The sequence below is a fragment of the Streptomyces sp. NPDC020875 genome, assembly GCF_040641415.1.
Classification (GTDB): Bacteria; Actinomycetota; Actinomycetes; order Streptomycetales; family Streptomycetaceae; genus Streptomyces.
In genome coordinates this window covers 1-15,189 of sequence record NZ_JBFADP010000010.1, presented here as the reverse complement: position 1 = coordinate 15,189, position 15,189 = coordinate 1, and the positions used below count along the sequence as shown (strand labels likewise).

At 72.1% G+C, this 15,189-nt stretch carries 12 protein-coding genes; 6 read left to right on the top strand and 6 right to left on the bottom strand.

Features of this window, described 5'->3' with window-relative positions; genetic code table 11:
- Positions 1 to 537: 537 nt before the first annotated feature.
- Positions 538 to 1,608, bottom strand: a complete 1,071-nt coding sequence (locus tag AB0G74_RS07860; RefSeq protein WP_361141827.1) for a hypothetical protein — start codon at positions 1,606 to 1,608, stop codon at positions 538 to 540.
- Between the two features lie 197 nt (positions 1,609 to 1,805).
- Between AB0G74_RS07860 and AB0G74_RS07855 the strand changes: the two genes are divergently transcribed.
- The gene (locus AB0G74_RS07855) at positions 1,806 to 2,144 is read left to right on the top strand and encodes a hypothetical protein (protein ID WP_361141825.1); all 339 of its coding nucleotides are present in this window, start codon (positions 1,806 to 1,808) and stop codon (positions 2,142 to 2,144) included.
- A gap of 394 nt (positions 2,145 to 2,538) precedes the next feature.
- Here AB0G74_RS07855 and pepN read toward each other — a convergent pair whose 3' ends face one another.
- Complete coding sequence (gene pepN, locus AB0G74_RS07850) at positions 2,539 to 5,154, bottom strand: aminopeptidase N (RefSeq protein ID WP_361141824.1); 2,616 nt, start codon at positions 5,152 to 5,154, stop codon at positions 2,539 to 2,541.
- Positions 5,155 to 5,297: 143 nt separating this feature from the next.
- Between pepN and AB0G74_RS07845 the strand changes: the two genes are divergently transcribed.
- On the top strand, positions 5,298 to 5,939 hold the full coding sequence (locus AB0G74_RS07845; RefSeq protein ID WP_361141822.1) for a DsbA family protein: 642 nt from the start codon (positions 5,298 to 5,300) through the stop codon (positions 5,937 to 5,939).
- A gap of 175 nt (positions 5,940 to 6,114) precedes the next feature.
- On the opposite strand, the gene AB0G74_RS07840 is transcribed toward AB0G74_RS07845, so the two are convergent.
- From AB0G74_RS07840 to AB0G74_RS07830, 3 genes are all read right to left on the bottom strand, one after another.
- Entirely contained in the window at positions 6,115 to 6,750 is a 636-nt protein-coding gene (locus tag AB0G74_RS07840) for a superoxide dismutase (protein WP_361142001.1), read from the bottom strand.
- Between the two features lie 409 nt (positions 6,751 to 7,159).
- Positions 7,160 to 8,155 carry a 2-hydroxyacid dehydrogenase gene (locus AB0G74_RS07835; RefSeq protein WP_361141820.1) on the bottom strand — a complete coding sequence of 332 codons (996 nt, stop codon included), beginning with the start codon at positions 8,153 to 8,155 and terminating at the stop codon, positions 7,160 to 7,162.
- Between the two features lie 133 nt (positions 8,156 to 8,288).
- Positions 8,289 to 9,746, bottom strand: coding sequence for an amino acid permease (locus tag AB0G74_RS07830; protein WP_361141818.1), 1,458 nt, complete (start codon positions 9,744 to 9,746; stop codon positions 8,289 to 8,291).
- A 490-nt stretch (positions 9,747 to 10,236) separates the two neighbouring features.
- Here AB0G74_RS07830 and AB0G74_RS07825 point away from each other — a divergent pair, with 490 nt between their 5' ends.
- From AB0G74_RS07825 to AB0G74_RS07815, 3 genes are all read left to right on the top strand, one after another.
- Entirely contained in the window at positions 10,237 to 10,821 is a 585-nt protein-coding gene (locus tag AB0G74_RS07825) for a biotin transporter BioY (protein ID WP_361141816.1), read from the top strand.
- A gap of 160 nt (positions 10,822 to 10,981) precedes the next feature.
- Positions 10,982 to 11,470, top strand: coding sequence for a ribose-5-phosphate isomerase (locus AB0G74_RS07820; RefSeq protein WP_361141814.1), 489 nt, complete (start codon positions 10,982 to 10,984; stop codon positions 11,468 to 11,470).
- Positions 11,471 to 11,587: 117 nt separating this feature from the next.
- Positions 11,588 to 12,412, top strand: coding sequence for a DNA-formamidopyrimidine glycosylase family protein (locus AB0G74_RS07815; protein WP_361141812.1), 825 nt, complete (start codon positions 11,588 to 11,590; stop codon positions 12,410 to 12,412).
- 76 nt (positions 12,413 to 12,488) lie between these two features.
- On the opposite strand, the gene AB0G74_RS07810 is transcribed toward AB0G74_RS07815, so the two are convergent.
- Positions 12,489 to 13,718, bottom strand: a complete 1,230-nt coding sequence (locus AB0G74_RS07810; protein ID WP_361141810.1) for a GNAT family N-acetyltransferase — start codon at positions 13,716 to 13,718, stop codon at positions 12,489 to 12,491.
- A 199-nt stretch (positions 13,719 to 13,917) separates the two neighbouring features.
- Here AB0G74_RS07810 and AB0G74_RS07805 point away from each other — a divergent pair, with 199 nt between their 5' ends.
- Complete coding sequence (locus tag AB0G74_RS07805) at positions 13,918 to 15,063, top strand: PP2C family protein-serine/threonine phosphatase (protein ID WP_361141808.1); 1,146 nt, start codon at positions 13,918 to 13,920, stop codon at positions 15,061 to 15,063.
- Positions 15,064 to 15,189: the final 126 nt, after the last annotated feature.

Below are 15,189 nucleotides of genomic sequence, written 5' to 3'. Positions count from 1 at the left end.
CAACACTGGTCATCGGTCCGGATTTCGGTACCGGACGACCGCTCAGCCTTGCGTACGAGACGGTGTTTTGGGGAGAGCGTTCGGACAAAGTGATGTGACCATGGCAGAAAACCGCTGCCAGGGGGGTTCCGTCAAGAGGAAAAAGTGGGCGGAAAAGGAGAGTTGTCCCAGGTGACACGCGCCGTCTACGCGCGGCGCCCCGCTGGTGACAAACGAGGCCGCTGGGGTTCGTGGCTGAAAACCGCCGCTCTGGCTGACGGGGGGTCGGTCAATGGTCCGGTCCGCCCGGGAGCGCCCGTGTCGTCCCGGTATCGCGGCCACCGGGCGCTCTGTCCACCGGACCTGCCGTGTGCCGAGCGCGGCCGGGCGGGCGCCGGACGTACCACCGGCGGCGGGCCAGGCGGCCGGAGCGGCGACCGAACGGGTCGCGGCCCGCGACTCGGCGGCCCGCTCCTCAGCGGCGTTCGCGGCGGCGGCCTGCCCGGCGCCCGCCCGGTGCCGGTACCGGCGGCGGTGCCCCGGCGCCCCGCGTCCGGCTCAGCGGGGGAGTGCCACGACATACGCGGGCGGCTCCCGGTCCACCGCCGCCGCCAGCGCCGTCCCCACCACCATCGCCTGCTGCTCCGGCCAGTCCCGCAGCTTCCTCGGCGTCAGCGGTACGACGGTGATCCCCAGCCGCTCCAGATGCTCCCGCCGCCGGACGCCCGCCGCCCAGCCCGCGTCGCCGTCCCGCCCGGGACCGCAGTCGCCGCCCGGCGGGACGTCGAGGACGACGGCCACGGACCGCTCGGGCCAGTACGCGTCGACCGGCCCGAGCCCCGGCCCGGCGGGCAGTCGCAGCTCCACATTCCACAGCGGCTCGGGCAGCCCGAACGCGTACACCAGCGCGTACAACCGCTCCTCGGCCCGCGACCGCCCCTCCGCGAGCAGTGTCCGTACGGCGTCCAGCACATACGGGCGGCGCAGCAGCCCGGCCCGCTCCAACTCCCCGACCAGGGTCGCCGGATCGCAGTGACCACCGCCCACGGCCTCGGTCACCAGCAGCCGTACGCCGGCGGCGTCCGCCGTCACCGTCACGGCGTCCGCGACGGCCCGCGCCACCGGCGCCACCGGCAGCCCGCCGACCGGCACCGGCTCCGGCAGGGCGGCGGTCCGGACGATCCGGGCGCACCCCGTGGACCGCAGCCGCCGGGTCCTCGGCACCAGGACGTCGACCGCACCGGCCTCCTCCGGCGACGGTACGGAGCCGAACCCGTACAGCGCGAGGGCGGCGGCCCCGGTCAGCACGGCGTCCCCGTACGGCCGCACCGAGCCACCGGTCCGCCCCGGCGGGCGGCCCGCGTACAGCAGCACACCCCGCAGTACCTCCGCCCCGGTCGGCACGCCCCGGCGCAGCAGATACACCCCCGGCAGCAGCGGCTGCCACGGCCCGCCCGCCCGGCACCGGGCCGCGAGCCGCGCCCCGGTGACGCCGCGCTCCCGCAACTGGGCGGCGGACAGCACGTATTCGGCGCCGGTCGCTTCGGATGAGCCGGGCGAGCCGGAGGGGTCGGACGAGCCGGAGGAGTCGGAGATGGCGGAACCGGAAAGAGGGGTGTGGGGAGTCATGCGAGGGGGATGCCCGCCCCGCCCCGCCCGATATCCCCTGTTACACCCCCGTCGCCAACCCGGCACGCCGCTGCGCTGAAGTCCGCCCCGCGTACCCCCGTCCGGCCCGTCAGCCCCATGCGCCCCGGCGGGCGCCGCCGGGGAGGTGAGTACCCGTACTCATGCCCGGCCGCCGGGCGACGGCGCAGGCTGACCGGATGGACGAGACGGCGAGAGTTCCCTCCGGCGGCCGGACTACGGGCCGGGCCCGGAGCGCCGACCCCTTGGTGGCCGGGCTGGTCGTACTGGTGAATCTGCTGCTCTGTGGCTGGCTCGCCCTGATGATCATCGGAACCGGCCTCTCCACCGGTACACCGGAGGACGCGCGGGAGGCCGAAGCGGGCCAGACGCTGGCGGGCCAGGTGTACTTCGGCTGGCTCGTGGGCGGACTCCTGCTGCTCGCCCTGCTCCGGCTCCCCCGGTCGGCCCTGTGCCATCTGGCGAGCCTGCTCCTGCCCCCGGCCCTCCTCGCGATCTGGTTCCTGGCGAACGCCTGACCGGGCCCTGGGCGCCCGGCGCCCCTCGATCGCTCTCCTGGTGAATCCGGACGGCCGCCGCGTTCCCGGGGCGGGCCGGGAAGGTCCCCCCGGGGCGCTGGGGGTCCCCCCATCGCCGAAGGCATAGGGGGCAGAACCGCGCCCGGCCCACCACGGTCCGCTGACGAACCGCTCCTCTGCCGAGTGCTCGGCGCCTTCAGGGGGCGCTGCTGTGGGGGCATTCAGGGGCGTGGAGAACCGCGCGCCCGGCCCTCCACGGCCCGCTGACGAACCGTTCGCCGTCGGCGCGGTTCCTCCCGGCCGCGGACACGCCCTCGGGGTGACCGGGGCCGACGCGCGACGGGGCGCGGTCGCCCGATGGCGACCGCGCCCCGTCCCGGGCCGAAGACGGCGGCTACCCGCCCAGCGCCGCGTCCTTCTGCTGCGCGTTCAGCGCCCGGACCAGGTCGTCGTGGGACTCCAGGACCAGCCGGCGCAGGGCCGGGGCCGCGTCCTCGTGGGCCGCCAGCCACTCCTCGGCCGCGACCCGGGCGCTCTCGCCCTGGAGCGCCGGGAAGAGGCCGGAGACGACGTCCATCCCGATCTGGATGGTCCGCTCGCCCCAGAGCCGTTCGATCGCGGCGAAGTACTTCGCCGCGTACGGCGCCAGCAGCTCCCGCTGACCGGACTGGACGAAGCCCGAGATCGTCGCCTCGACCAGGGCGTTGGAGAGTTCGTCGGACTCGACGACCCGGGCCCACGCCTCGTCCTTGACGGCGGCCGACGGCCGGGCGGCCAGACAGCGGACGTGGTGGCGGGTCCCGGACGCGGTGTCGTCCCGGGCCAGTTCGGCAGCCAGCCGCTCCTCGTCGGCGATGCCGTGGGAGGCCAGCGGCTCCAGGAACGCCCAGCGCAGTTCCTGGTCCACATCGAGGCCGTCGATCTTCGCCGTGCCGTCGAGGAGACCGTCGAGCAGCTGGAGATCGGCCGCCGACTCCGCGACCGTGGCGAAGAACCGGGCCCAGGTCAGCTGGTGCTGACCGCCGGGCTCCGCCAGCCGCAGCTCCCGCAGGGCGCCCTGGGCCAGCAGCCGGCCGCCCTCCTCGCGCCACGCCGGGGCCGCGTAGTGCGTCAGGGCGATCCGGGTCCAGGCGTGCAGCATCTGGAGTACGCCGATATCGGACTCGCGGCCCGCGAACCTCAGTACCAGGTCCACGAAGTCCCGGGCGGGCATCAGCGCGTCCCGGGTCAGGTTCCACAGCGCCGACCAGCAGAGCGCCCGGGCCAGCGGGTCGGAGACCTCGCCCAGCCGCTCCCGGAGCACGGCCAGCGACCCCTCGTCGAAGCGGATCTTGCAGTAGGTCAGGTCCTCGTCGTTGACCAGGACCAGCGCCGGGCGCTCGGACCCCGCCAGCTCCGGTACGACGGTCCGCGCGCCGACCACGTCCGCCTCGGCGGAGGCGTAGCGCACCAGCTCCCCGTCCTCCTGCCGGTAGAGGCCGACGGCGACCCGGTGCGGCCGCAGTACGCCCTCCTCGCCCCGGACGGTTCCCGCGTCCTGGACGATCGCCAGCTCGGTGATCCGGCCGCCCGCGTCATAGGTGACGACCGGCGTCAGGGAGTTCACCCCCGCCGTCTGGAGCCACGACCGCGACCAGGCGGACATGTCCCGCCCGGACACCTCCTCCAGTACCGACAGCAGATCGGCGAGCCGGGTGTTGCCGTACGCGTGCCGCTGGAAGTAGCGCCGCGACCCCTCCAGGAACGCCTCCTCGCCGACATAGGCGACCAGCTGCTTCAGCACGCTGGCGCCCTTGGCGTAGGTGATCCCGTCGAAGTTGAGCTTGGCGTCCTCCAGGTCGCGGATGTCCGCCGTGACCGGATGCGTCGACGGCATCTGGTCGGCCCGGTACGCCCACGCCTTGCGGTTGTTGGCGAAGGTGATCCAGCCGTTGGTGAAGCGGGTCGCGCCGACCATGGCGTACGACCCCATGAAGTCGGCGAAGGACTCCTTCAGCCACAGGTCGTCCCACCAGACCATGGTGACCAGGTCGCCGAACCACATATGCGCCATCTCGTGCAGGATCACATTGGCGCGGCGCTCGTACGACGCCTGGGTGACCTTGCCCCGGAAGATGAACTCCTCCCGGAAGGTGACGCACCCCGGGTTCTCCATCGCGCCGATGTTGTACTCGGGCACGAACGCCTGGTCGTACTTGCCGAAGGGGTACGGGAAGTCGAACCGCTCGTGGAAGAAGTCCAGGCCCTGCTTGGTGACCAGGAAGATGTCGTCGGCGTCGAAGTGCCGGGCGAGACCCTTGCGGCACATCGCCCCCAGCGGAATCTCCAGCACCGTTCCGTCGGAGAGGATCCGGGAGTAGAGGTCGGTCTCGTAGTGGTACGGACCGGCCACCACGGCCGTGATGTACGTGGAGATCGGCCGGGTCTCCGCGAACCGCCAGACCCCGTCCCCGGCGTCCCGCTCCCCGGCGCCGTTGCTCCACACGGTCCAGCCCTCGGGCGCGGTCACCTCGAACCGGAACGGCGCCTTGAGGTCGGGCTGCTCGAAGTTGGCGAAGACCCGGCGGGCGTCGGCGGGCTCGTACTGGGTGTAGAGATAGACCTCGCCGTCCTCCGGGTCGACAAACCGGTGCAGACCCTCACCGGTCCGGCTGTACGCGCACTGCGCGTCCACCACCAGCACGTTCTCCGCCGCCAGGCCGTCCAGCCTGATCCGGGCCCCGTCGAAGACCTCGGCCGGATCCAGCTGCTCGCCGTTCAGGCTGACGGCGGTGACGGCGGGCGCCACCAGATCCGCGAAGCTGCTCGCGCCCGGCCGGGCCGAGCGGAAGCGGATCGTCGTCACGGAGCGGAAGGTCAGCGGACCCCCGCCACCACCACCCGGACCGCTCTCCCCGGTACCGGCGGTCGCCGATGTGACGTCGAGCGCCACCTCGTAACCGTCGACGGACAGCAGCTCGGCCCGCTCGCGGGCTTCGTCGCGGGACAGATTCTCACCCGGCACGGGCACTCCTTCGTGTCTCGGTCCAACGGCCCGATCCTCCCATGCGCCCGAACCGGCGGTACCGGGGGGAATCGGCCGGTCACCGACCTTGTTGTCGCCGTGGACGGCAGCACCGCGCGCGCAGCGCCGGTCCCTGGTGAGGAGAGACGATGTCCGACAACGGCCGAACGCCCGCCGACTTCTGGTTCGACCCCCTCTGCCCCTGGGCGTGGATGACCTCCCGCTGGATCCTGGAAGTGGAGAAGGTCCGGAATATCGAGGTCCGCTGGCATGTGATGAGTCTCGCCGTACTCAACGAGGACAAACTGGACGAGCTGCCGGAGGAGTACCGGGAAGCCCTGAAGGACGCCTGGGCGTCCGTACGGGTGGTCACCGCCGCCCGCGCCCAGCACGGCGAGGAGGTCGTCGGCCCGCTGTACACCGCCCTCGGCACCCGCTTCCACAACGAGGGCCGGGGCGCCACCCGGGACGCCATCGCCGACGCCCTCGAAGACGCCGGGCTCCCCGCGAAGCTGCTGGAGTACGCCGACAGCGACACCTACGACGCCGCGGTCCGCGCCTCCCACCAGGAAGGCATCGACAAGGTCGGCCAGGACGTCGGCACCCCCGTGATCGCCGTCCCCGGCGCCGACGGCGAGCAGATCGCCTTCTTCGGCCCCGTCGTCACCCCCGCGCCGAAGGGCGAGGCGGCGGCCCGGCTCTGGGACGGCACCCTGCTGGTGGCCTCGACCCCCGGCTTCTACGAGATCAAGCGGACCCGGACGGCCGACCCGGACTTCTCCAACCTCTGATCCCTGACCTCTGACCTCGGGCCTGCGGCGCCCCGGGCACACGGAAAGGCCCCCGCGAGTCACGTCCTCGCGGGGGCCCTCCGTCATACCGTCCGCACGTGAAAGGTGAGAAGACGATCACGAGCAGGACGTTCTTCGCGTACGACCGGGACGGTCCCACCCGGCCGTACCCCGGTCACGGGGCGATGAGCGGGGTACGCCCCTTCGCCTCGTTGTAGCGCTTGGCGACGTCCTGCCAGTTGACGACCTGCCACATGGCCTCGATGAAGTCCACCTTCTGGTTCTTGTACTGAAGGTAGAAGGCGTGCTCCCAGGCGTCGAAGACCAGGATCGGCACCGAGCCCTGGCCGACATTGCCCTGGTGGTCGTAGATCTGCTCCACGATCAGCCGACCGCTGACCGGCTCGTACGCCAGCACGCCCCAGCCGGAGCCCTGCGTGGTCGCGGACGCCTTCGTCAGCTGCGCCTTGAACTTGGCGAACGAACCGAAGGACTCGGCGATGGCGTCGGCCAGCTCGCCCACACCGTCCTTGTCCAGCGGCTCGCCGCCGCCCTCACCGGTCATGTTGTGCCAGTAGATGCTGTGCAGGATGTGCCCCGAGAGATGGAACGCGAGGTTCTTCTCCAGCCCGTTGATCGCACCCCACGCGTCCTTGTCCCGCGCCTCCGCGAGCTGCTCCAGGGTGTCGTTCGCGCCCTTGACGTACGCCGCGTGGTGCTTGTCGTGGTGCAGCTCGATGATCTCCGGGCTGATGACCGGCGCGAGCTCGGCGTAGTCGTAGGGGAGTTCGGGAAGTGTGTAGACGGTCATGGTGTCCGGTCCCTCCGGGTGCTGCTTATTGCACATCTTATGCATCTGCACGTTAGCAGCAGAAAGTGCTGCGCCCGGATCATGCGTTGGTCCTAGGACTTCCGATGGCCCCATGCGGGGGGCTGCGAGGCCGGCACCCCTCCCCTGCGGGCTCACCCGGAGGTGTTCAGGGAGACTGGCCCTTTCCTGCCGGGTCGCCCGGAGGTGTTCAGGGGCGCGGGGAACTGCGCGAACGGCCACGGACGGCGGTCCGTCCGCACACCGTCGGCACGCACCACGGCGCGACCCGGGACCCCGCCGTAGAGATGGCGTCATATGCCGAGTGCGACCCGTCGGTGGTTGCTCGCGCAGTCCCCAGCGCCCCCGAGGGCCTCCGCAGGCGGCCGTCGGGCAACGGTGAGGAGACCCCCTAGAGCGCGCGCAGCGCGTACGCCCGGATCTGGGTGGCGATGAACGCCGCCGCCTTCCGTGCCACCTCCCGGCTCGCCCCGCCCACATGAGGGGTGAGGACCAGGTTCGGGGTGGAGAAGAGCCGGCTGCCCGGTCTCGGCGGCTCCTCCTCGTAGACGTCGAGCGCCGCCGCCGCGAGCCGTCCGCTGTCGAGCGCGTCGCAGAGCGCCTCGGTGTCCACGAGCCCCCCGCGGGCGGTGTTCACCAGGACGGAGCCGCGCGGCATCAGGGACAGTTCATGGGCGCCGATCATGCCCCGGGTCTCGGGGGTGAGCCGGGCGTGCAGGGTGATGACGCGGCAGCGGCGGAGCATGGCTTCGAGGGAGGGCGCCCGCATGCCGTGGACGTCGCCCCGGACGTACGGGTCGTAGATGTCGACGGTCGAGCCGAAGGCGCCGAGTACCCGGGCGACCCGGCTGCCGACTGCCCCGTAGCCGATGACGCCGACGGACGCGTCCTCCAGTTCGGTGCCGCTCTGTTCGTAGGTGTAGGAGGAGCCGTCCCAGTGGCCTTTCGCGGTGAGCGAGTTGTGCGCCTCGGGGATGCGTCGGAGCGCCGACAGCATCAGCCCGAGGGTGAATTCCGCGGTCGCCGCCGCGTTGCGGCCGGGCGCGCAGACCACCCGGATGCCGCGCGCCTCGGCCGCCGCGACATTGACGTTGACGGGCCAGCTGCGGCAGACCGCGATCATCCGGAGGGCGGGGGCCGCGTCGAGGACCCGTTCGGTGAACGGCGCCATCTGGGTGACGCAGACCTCGACCCCGTCGAGCGCCGCGATCAGCGCGTCCTCGGCGTCGCTGGCCTCCTCCACCTCTCCGACGGGCCCGAAGGGCTCCAGCGGCCAGGGGAGGGTCAGCTCGGTCAGGTCGAGCGCCGCGTCGGGCAGATCGCGTCTGAGGGCTTCGGCGATCAGGGAGTTGCGGACGAAGTGGTCTCCCGCAGCCAGGACTCTCATGCGTCGCCTCCGCGTGTGCGGGCGCGGGGGGCCGGTCGGCTCCCTCGTCGTCCTGGCCCCCCGGCCGCCCGACCGTCCATCGATGTGTCGATCCGTCGATGGCATCCGAGCTTGGAACCGCGGGCGCGGAGCGTCAATCGTTCGCGCGTACCTTTCGCTCGGTGCTTGTGATTCGCTGCCGTGCGTAGCCGACGGCGGCGAGTGCGGCGACGAGTCCGCCGGTGTAGTAGAGCTGGGTCCTGGTCTCGGGCTCACGGGCCATCAGGACGAAGACGGTGGCCATCGCGGCCAGCGCCAGCCAGGTCAGATAGGGGTAGGCCCACATCCGGACGACGAGCCGTTCGGGTGTCTCGCGTTCGGTGCGGCGGCGGAGCACCAGCTGGGAGACGGCGATGAAGATCCAGACGACCAGGATGATGGCGCCGATCATCTTCAGCAGCCACATGAAGACGTCGTCGGGCCGCCAGTAGCTGAGCAGTACGCAGCCGAAGCCGAAGACGGAGGAGGCGACGACGGCGATCCTCGGCACCTGTCCGAACGTCCGGCCGATGACGGCGGGGCCCTGGCCGCGGGCGACGAGGGAGCAGGCCATCCGGGACGCGCCGTAGATATTGGCGTTCATCGCGGAGAGCAGGGCGATCAGTACGACGACGTTCATGATCTGGTCGGCGCCGGGGATGGAGAGGTGGTCGAGAGTGGCGACGTAGGGCCCCTTGCTGACCACATCGGGGTCGTCCCAGGGGACGAGGGTGACGATGACGGCCATGGAGCCGATGTAGAAGACGGCGATCCGCCACATCGCGGTACGGACCGCCTTGGCGACGCCCTGGACGGGGTGCTCGGACTCGGCGGCGGCGATCGAGACGGTCTCCAGACCGCCGTAGGCGAAGACGGATGCGAGCAGTCCGACGATCAGTCCGTCCACGCCGTGCGGCATGAAGCCGCCGTCGCCCAGGAGATTGCTGGTGCCGGGGGCGTCGGTGTCGGGCAGGGCGCCGACGATGGCGAGTCCGCCGATGACCAGGAAGAGGACGATCGCCCCCACTTTCAGGGCGGCGAACCAGAACTCGAACTCGCCGAAATTCTTCACGGACGCGAGGTTCGTCGCACAGAAGACGATCATGAAGAGGGCGACCCAGGCCCACTCCGGGGTGCCCGGGAACCAGCCCGTCATGATCTTCGCGGCGCCGATGCCCTCCAGGCCGACGGCGACGCAGAGCAGAAACCAGAAGGCCCAGCCGGAGGTGAATCCGGCCCAGGGGCCGATCGCCCGTTCGGCGTGGACGGAGAAGGAGCCGGAGGCCGGGTTCGCCGCCGACAGTTCGCCCAGCATCCGCATCACCAGCATCACGAGCAGGCCGGAGATCGCGTAGGCGACGACGATGGAGGGACCGGCGGCGGCGATGCCCGCGCCGGAGCCGACGAAGAGTCCGGCGCCGATGACCCCGCCGAGGGCGATCATCGACAGATGGCGCTGCTTGAGCCCGTGGGAGAGGGCGATATCGGTGGAGCGGCGTTCACCGCCGCCGTCCGGGCCGCCGGACGGCCCGGGGGGCTCCGTGTGCTCGGCGGAAGCTGAGGTACGGGACATGGGGACGCCCTCTTCGCTAGCGGTTCGGCCGACGGCGCGGCCGGGAGGCCGGGGGAGTGGTGCCGTCGTCGGTAAAGGGCCACAGTCTGGGTGCCGTAACCGGCCAGAGGGAACGGTTGTCCGCTATACGGTCACGAGGCTCACACATCGTATCCATGCCTCTACTCGCGGGTAATGAGGCGATCATGGCTCCGGCGCCCGGAAGGCGCCCCCGCGGTCTTTGGAGAGACCCTACAGAGCGCCCCCTGTCGCGCCGACGCGCCCCCTCCCCGCTTCACGCGTGATCAGCGTCACGTCCCGCCTCGGGTGTGAAGGACTCTTTGTGGACTCCCCATGAAGGGCTCGGGTCCGCCTTTGTCAGCCGCTGATGGTGTAGGCGCCACCGGCCTTGGGCTACCGTCGGCCTGTTCCCGACATCCAGGGCCCGTGCGGCACCGGACCGGCTCCCCCTGCACTTCCCTTCCCTCTTCCCGAATCCCGCGGAGACCCGATGAGCACTGCCACCGTCACTTCCCGTCCCGGCGTGGTCCTCGCGGACCTGCTGCCCGCCTCCCGCACCCGTGACATCGCGCTCGTCGCGGGCGGTGCCGTCCTCACCGGACTCGCCGCCCAGATCGCCGTCCCCGTGCCCGGCTCCCCGGTGCCCGTCTCCGGCCAGACCTTCGCCGCGCTGCTCGTCGGGACCGCCCTCGGCACCCGCCGGGGCCTGCTCTCCCTCGCGCTCTACGCCGTCGCTGGCGTCGCCGGGATGCCCTGGTTCGCCGAGGGCCAGTCGGGCTGGGGCATGCCGTCCTTCGGCTACATCCTCGGCATGCTGCTGGCCGCCGGAGTCGTCGGCGCCCTGGCCCGGCGCGGCGCCGACCGCTCGGTCTGGCGGACCGCGGGCGCGATGGTCGTCGGCTCGGCGATCATCTACGCCGTCGGTGTCCCCTATCTCGCGCTCGCCACGGGCATGACGCTCACCCAGGCGGTCGCCGCCGGACTCACCCCGTTCCTGATCGGCGACGCGGTGAAGGCGGCCCTGGCGATGGGCGCGCTGCCCGCCGCCTGGAAACTCGTCGGCCGCAAGGGCTGAGAACTCCCCCGGCCCCGGCCGGGGTCCGGTGACCGCGGAGGCTTCCCGGGGCGTACCACCGCCCACCGGGGAGCCTCTCGCACTTCCCCCGCCGCGGGGGCCGTCCACAGGTCCGGCCCCGGCGACGGTCCGGCGGCCGGGGCCGTGCCACACTCGGACCATGCGCGTGTACCTCGGTTCCGACCATGCCGGATACGAACTCAAGAACCACCTCGTCGAGTGGCTCACGGCCCAGGGCCACGAGCCCGTGGACTGCGGCCCCCATATCTACGACGCCCTCGACGACTACCCCCCGTTCTGCCTGCGCGCCGCCGAGCGCGTCGCCGCCGACGCCGACAGCCTCGGCATCGTCATCGGCGGCTCCGGCAACGGCGAGCAGATCGCCGCGAACAAGGTGAAGGGCGTCCGGGCGGCGCTGGCCTGGAGCGAGCAGACCGCGGCCCTCGGCCGTGAGCACAACAACGCCAACGTCGTCGCGGTCGGCGCCCGGATGCACTCGCGGGACGAGGCCGTGAAGTTCGTGGAGATCTTCCTGACCACGCCGTACTCGGGCGAGGACCGGCACACCCGCCGGATCGAGATGCTCAGCGCCTACGAGACGACGGGCGAGCTGCCCCCGATCCCCGAGGGCCACCCCCGGCAGCCGTGACCTCCGCGGGCGGCCCTGCCGGGCACGGCCGCCCGCCACTCCCTCCCCGTCCGCCTCCCCGTCCGCGGGGTGTCTGCCGATCCGTTCCCGTTCTCGTTCTCGTTCCAGGAGCCGTACGTGCCCGAGGGGCATACGATCCACCGGCTCGCCGCCGACCACCGGGAGCGGTTCGCCGCCCGGCCGGTCCGGGTGAGCAGCCCGCAGGGCAAGTTCTCCGACTCCGCCGCCCTCCTCGACGGGCAGCCGATGACCGGGACCGAGGCCCATGGCAAGCATCTCTTCCTCGGCTTCGGGGCCCAGGGCTGGATCCATGTCCACCTCGGGCTCTTCGGCCGGGTCGACTTCGGTACGCCCCCGCTCCGGCCGCCGCTGGACACGGTCCGGCTGCGACTGGCCAACGAGGGCGCGTACATGGATCTGCGCGGCCCGACGACCTGCGCCCTGATCACCGACGCGGAGAAGACCGCGATACACGACCGGCTGGGCCCGGACCCGCTGCGTCCGCCCGGCGATCCGCTCTCCGGCGACCCGGACACCGCCTTTGCCCGGATCAGCCGCTCCCGGACCACGATCGCGGCCCTGCTGCTGGATCAGAAGGTCATCGCCGGGGTCGGCAACGTCTACCGGGCCGAAGTCCTGTTCCGGCACGGGATCGATCCCTATCGCACCGGCCGTGAGCTGCGGCGGGCCGAATGGGACGCGATCTGGGCCGATCTGGTGGCGCTGATGCGGGAGGGTGTGCGCCACAACCGCATCGACACCGTACGGCCCGAGCACACCCCGGAGGCGATGGGCCGCCCGCCGCGCGTCGACGACCACGGCGGCGAGGTCTACGTCTACCGCCGGGCGAACCTCCCCTGCCTCATCTGTACGACCCCGGTCCGTACGGCGGACCTCGCCGCCCGCAACCTCTTCTGGTGCCCCACCTGCCAGCGCGCCTGAGGCGCCCGGGCCCGGACCCTTCCGTCCGGGCCCGGTGCCCTTCCCGGTGGCCGGGGGCATCGCGCCGTACGGCGGATCAGAAGTCGTGCGGATACCAGGGGGCGGTCTCCGAGCCGAACGCCGCCGAAGCCGCCGCGAGCGCCCCGGGCCGTACCTCCCGGACCAGTCCGGCCGCCGCCAGCGACGTCAGCGTCACCCCGCCGAGATACACCGCGCCCAGCGCCCGTACCGGCAGGGCGAGATCGGCCGGATCGGCCGTCCGCTCGCAGACCGCGCCCGACGCGTCGGCCGTCAGTCGCCACCGGCCGGTGTTCCAGCCGCAGAACGCGTCCTCGACGTCGATCACCACATCCACCGGGCACCGGTAGCCGCGGGCCGCCAGCGCCGCGCCCACCTCGACCGGCCGGACGTGGAGCCCGTCCCACTGCCGCAGCCCGCACCGCCGCGGGTCCGAGACCAGGTGCAGCAGCGGATCGTCCACCGGCAGGCTGTGCTTGGTGAGCTTCGAGGTCAGATCGATCCCGAGGAGATAGCGCCAGAGCGCCGCCCGGGACGCCGGATCGTCCGCCTGGAGGTCCTGCACCTCGACGGAACCGGCGGGCCCCGACTCGTCCCACGCCGACCGGTTGCGGTAGCGGGCGTAACCCGTGACCTCGCCGTCCCGCTCGGCGAGCACACAGAGCAGCGGTGCCGACGGATCACGGTCGAGGACCTGGAGCGGGGCCCAGCCGGGCAGCCGGGCGATCATGCCGGGCCTGGTGGGCACCGCCCGCGCGTAGACCGCCTCGCAGGCGTCGACCGCCGCCTCGTCGCCGACCGGGGCCGTCCGTATCCCGACCTTCTCCGTACCATCGGGCAGCGGCCCCAGCCGGACCCGCGCGGTGTCGATCTCCAGCCGGAACTGGCGGCTGGCCGTGCCGTAGCCGTACCGGCCGTAGATCGCCGGTTCCGAGGCGGTCAGCATGGCCAGCGCCTCGCCCCGCTCCCGCAGATCGTCCAGCTGACGCCGCATCATCGCGGTGAGGATCCCGCGCCGCCGGTGGGTCGCTGCGACACTCACCATCGTCACCCCGGCGACCTTGGCGAGCCGTCCGCCCGGCACCGTCACCTCGAACCGGAAGGAACCCGCCGTCCCCGCGAACAGCTCGCCGTCCCGGGCCGCGATCAACCGGCCGGGATCGCTGATCGCGCGGATCATCTCCCGGTGCTCCGGCCCCTTGGTGCCGCCGCCGAAGGCGGCCTCCAGGACGCCGTACCACTTGTCCCAATCCATCGCGGACAGCACATGAAGCTCAGTTGTGGTCATACGGCCATCCCTACCTCAGAAGACCCTTTGCAACCAGCGACTTTTCCGTTGCCTCAGCGGTCTCGGGAGCCCCGGGAGGGTGTCCTGTCATATGCCATGATGATCGGGCGATATGTCGACAGTGCGATCCGATTTCGAACGCATTGTCTGAGGGGTCCCCCTGCACGAACGGCTGATGGATCGATAGGGTCACACGACAATGGCCCAGAAGAAGGCGGCGGAATCGATGCGGGCCCGGATGCGCAAAGCCGTGCACCGGGTCCGAGTCGCGCTGCGCAAGTCCGCCGTCGACTATTTCCGCGGCGACGGCTCCGACACCATCGCCCTCGCCGGGCTGCTGCTCACCGTCCCCCTGCTCACCTGGGGCACCACCCTCGACCCCGAATGGATCTCACCCGCCGCGCTGGTCCTGCCGATCGTCGCGGGCGCGCTGGTCCTGCGCCCCGCCAGCCTGCTGGGCCTCTACGCGGCCTGCGCGGGCGGCCTGATCGTGGAGAGCGTCGCCCTCGGCCCCTACGGCGACGGGCCCGGCAGGGTCACCCCGGGCATCGTGCTCGTGGTCGCCGCCTGCGGCTTCTTCGGCCTGCTGATCGCCCAGTTCCGGGCCCGGGTCGGGGTGCCCTGGCGACGCGGCGGCACCATGCTCTTCGACCTGCGCGAACGCATCCGGGTCCAGAGCGCCCTGCCCCGGCTCCCCAAGGGCTGGCACCGCGAGATGGCGCTCCGCCCGGCCGGAGGCCAGTCCTTCTCCGGCGACTTCGTCGTCGCCGCCCGCACCAACGGCGGCCGGACCCTGGAGATCGTCCTCACCGACGTCTCCGGCAAGGGCATGGACGCGGCCTCCCGGGCCCTGCTGCTCTCCGGCGCCTTCGGCGGACTCCTCGGGTCACTGCCCCCGCACGGCTTCCTCCCCGCCGCCAACGGCTATCTGCTCCGCCAGGACTGGGACGAGGGCTTCGCCACCTCCGTCCACCTCGTCCTCGACCTGGACTCCGGCGACTTCGAGTTGTACTCGGCGGGCCACCTCCCGGCGCTCCAGCTCAACGCGGGCAGCGGCGTCTGGGAGGAGAAGGGCGCGGAGGGCCCACTGCTCGGGGTCTACGACGGCGCGCAGTTCGACCCCGTGAAGGGCGCGCTCCGCCCCGGCGACGTCCTGATGCTCTTCACCGACGGTCTGGTCGAGGCACCGGGCCGCGACCTCGGCGAGGGCATGGACCGGCTCACCGGCGAAGCGGACCGCTATGTCCAGGCGGGCTTCGAGGGCGCGGCGTGGCATCTCATCGAGGCGGTCGCGAAGGACGTCAACGACGACCGCGCCCTTCTCCTCCTCTGCCGCGCCGCGTGACGCCCGCCTCCCGGGAGGCGGGTGCCAGGTGCCCAGGGGCGCTGGGGTCCCCCCATTGCCGAAGGCATAGGGGGCGGAACTGCGCGACCAGCCACGCACGGTCCGCGGACCGGCGGCGGGCGCGAC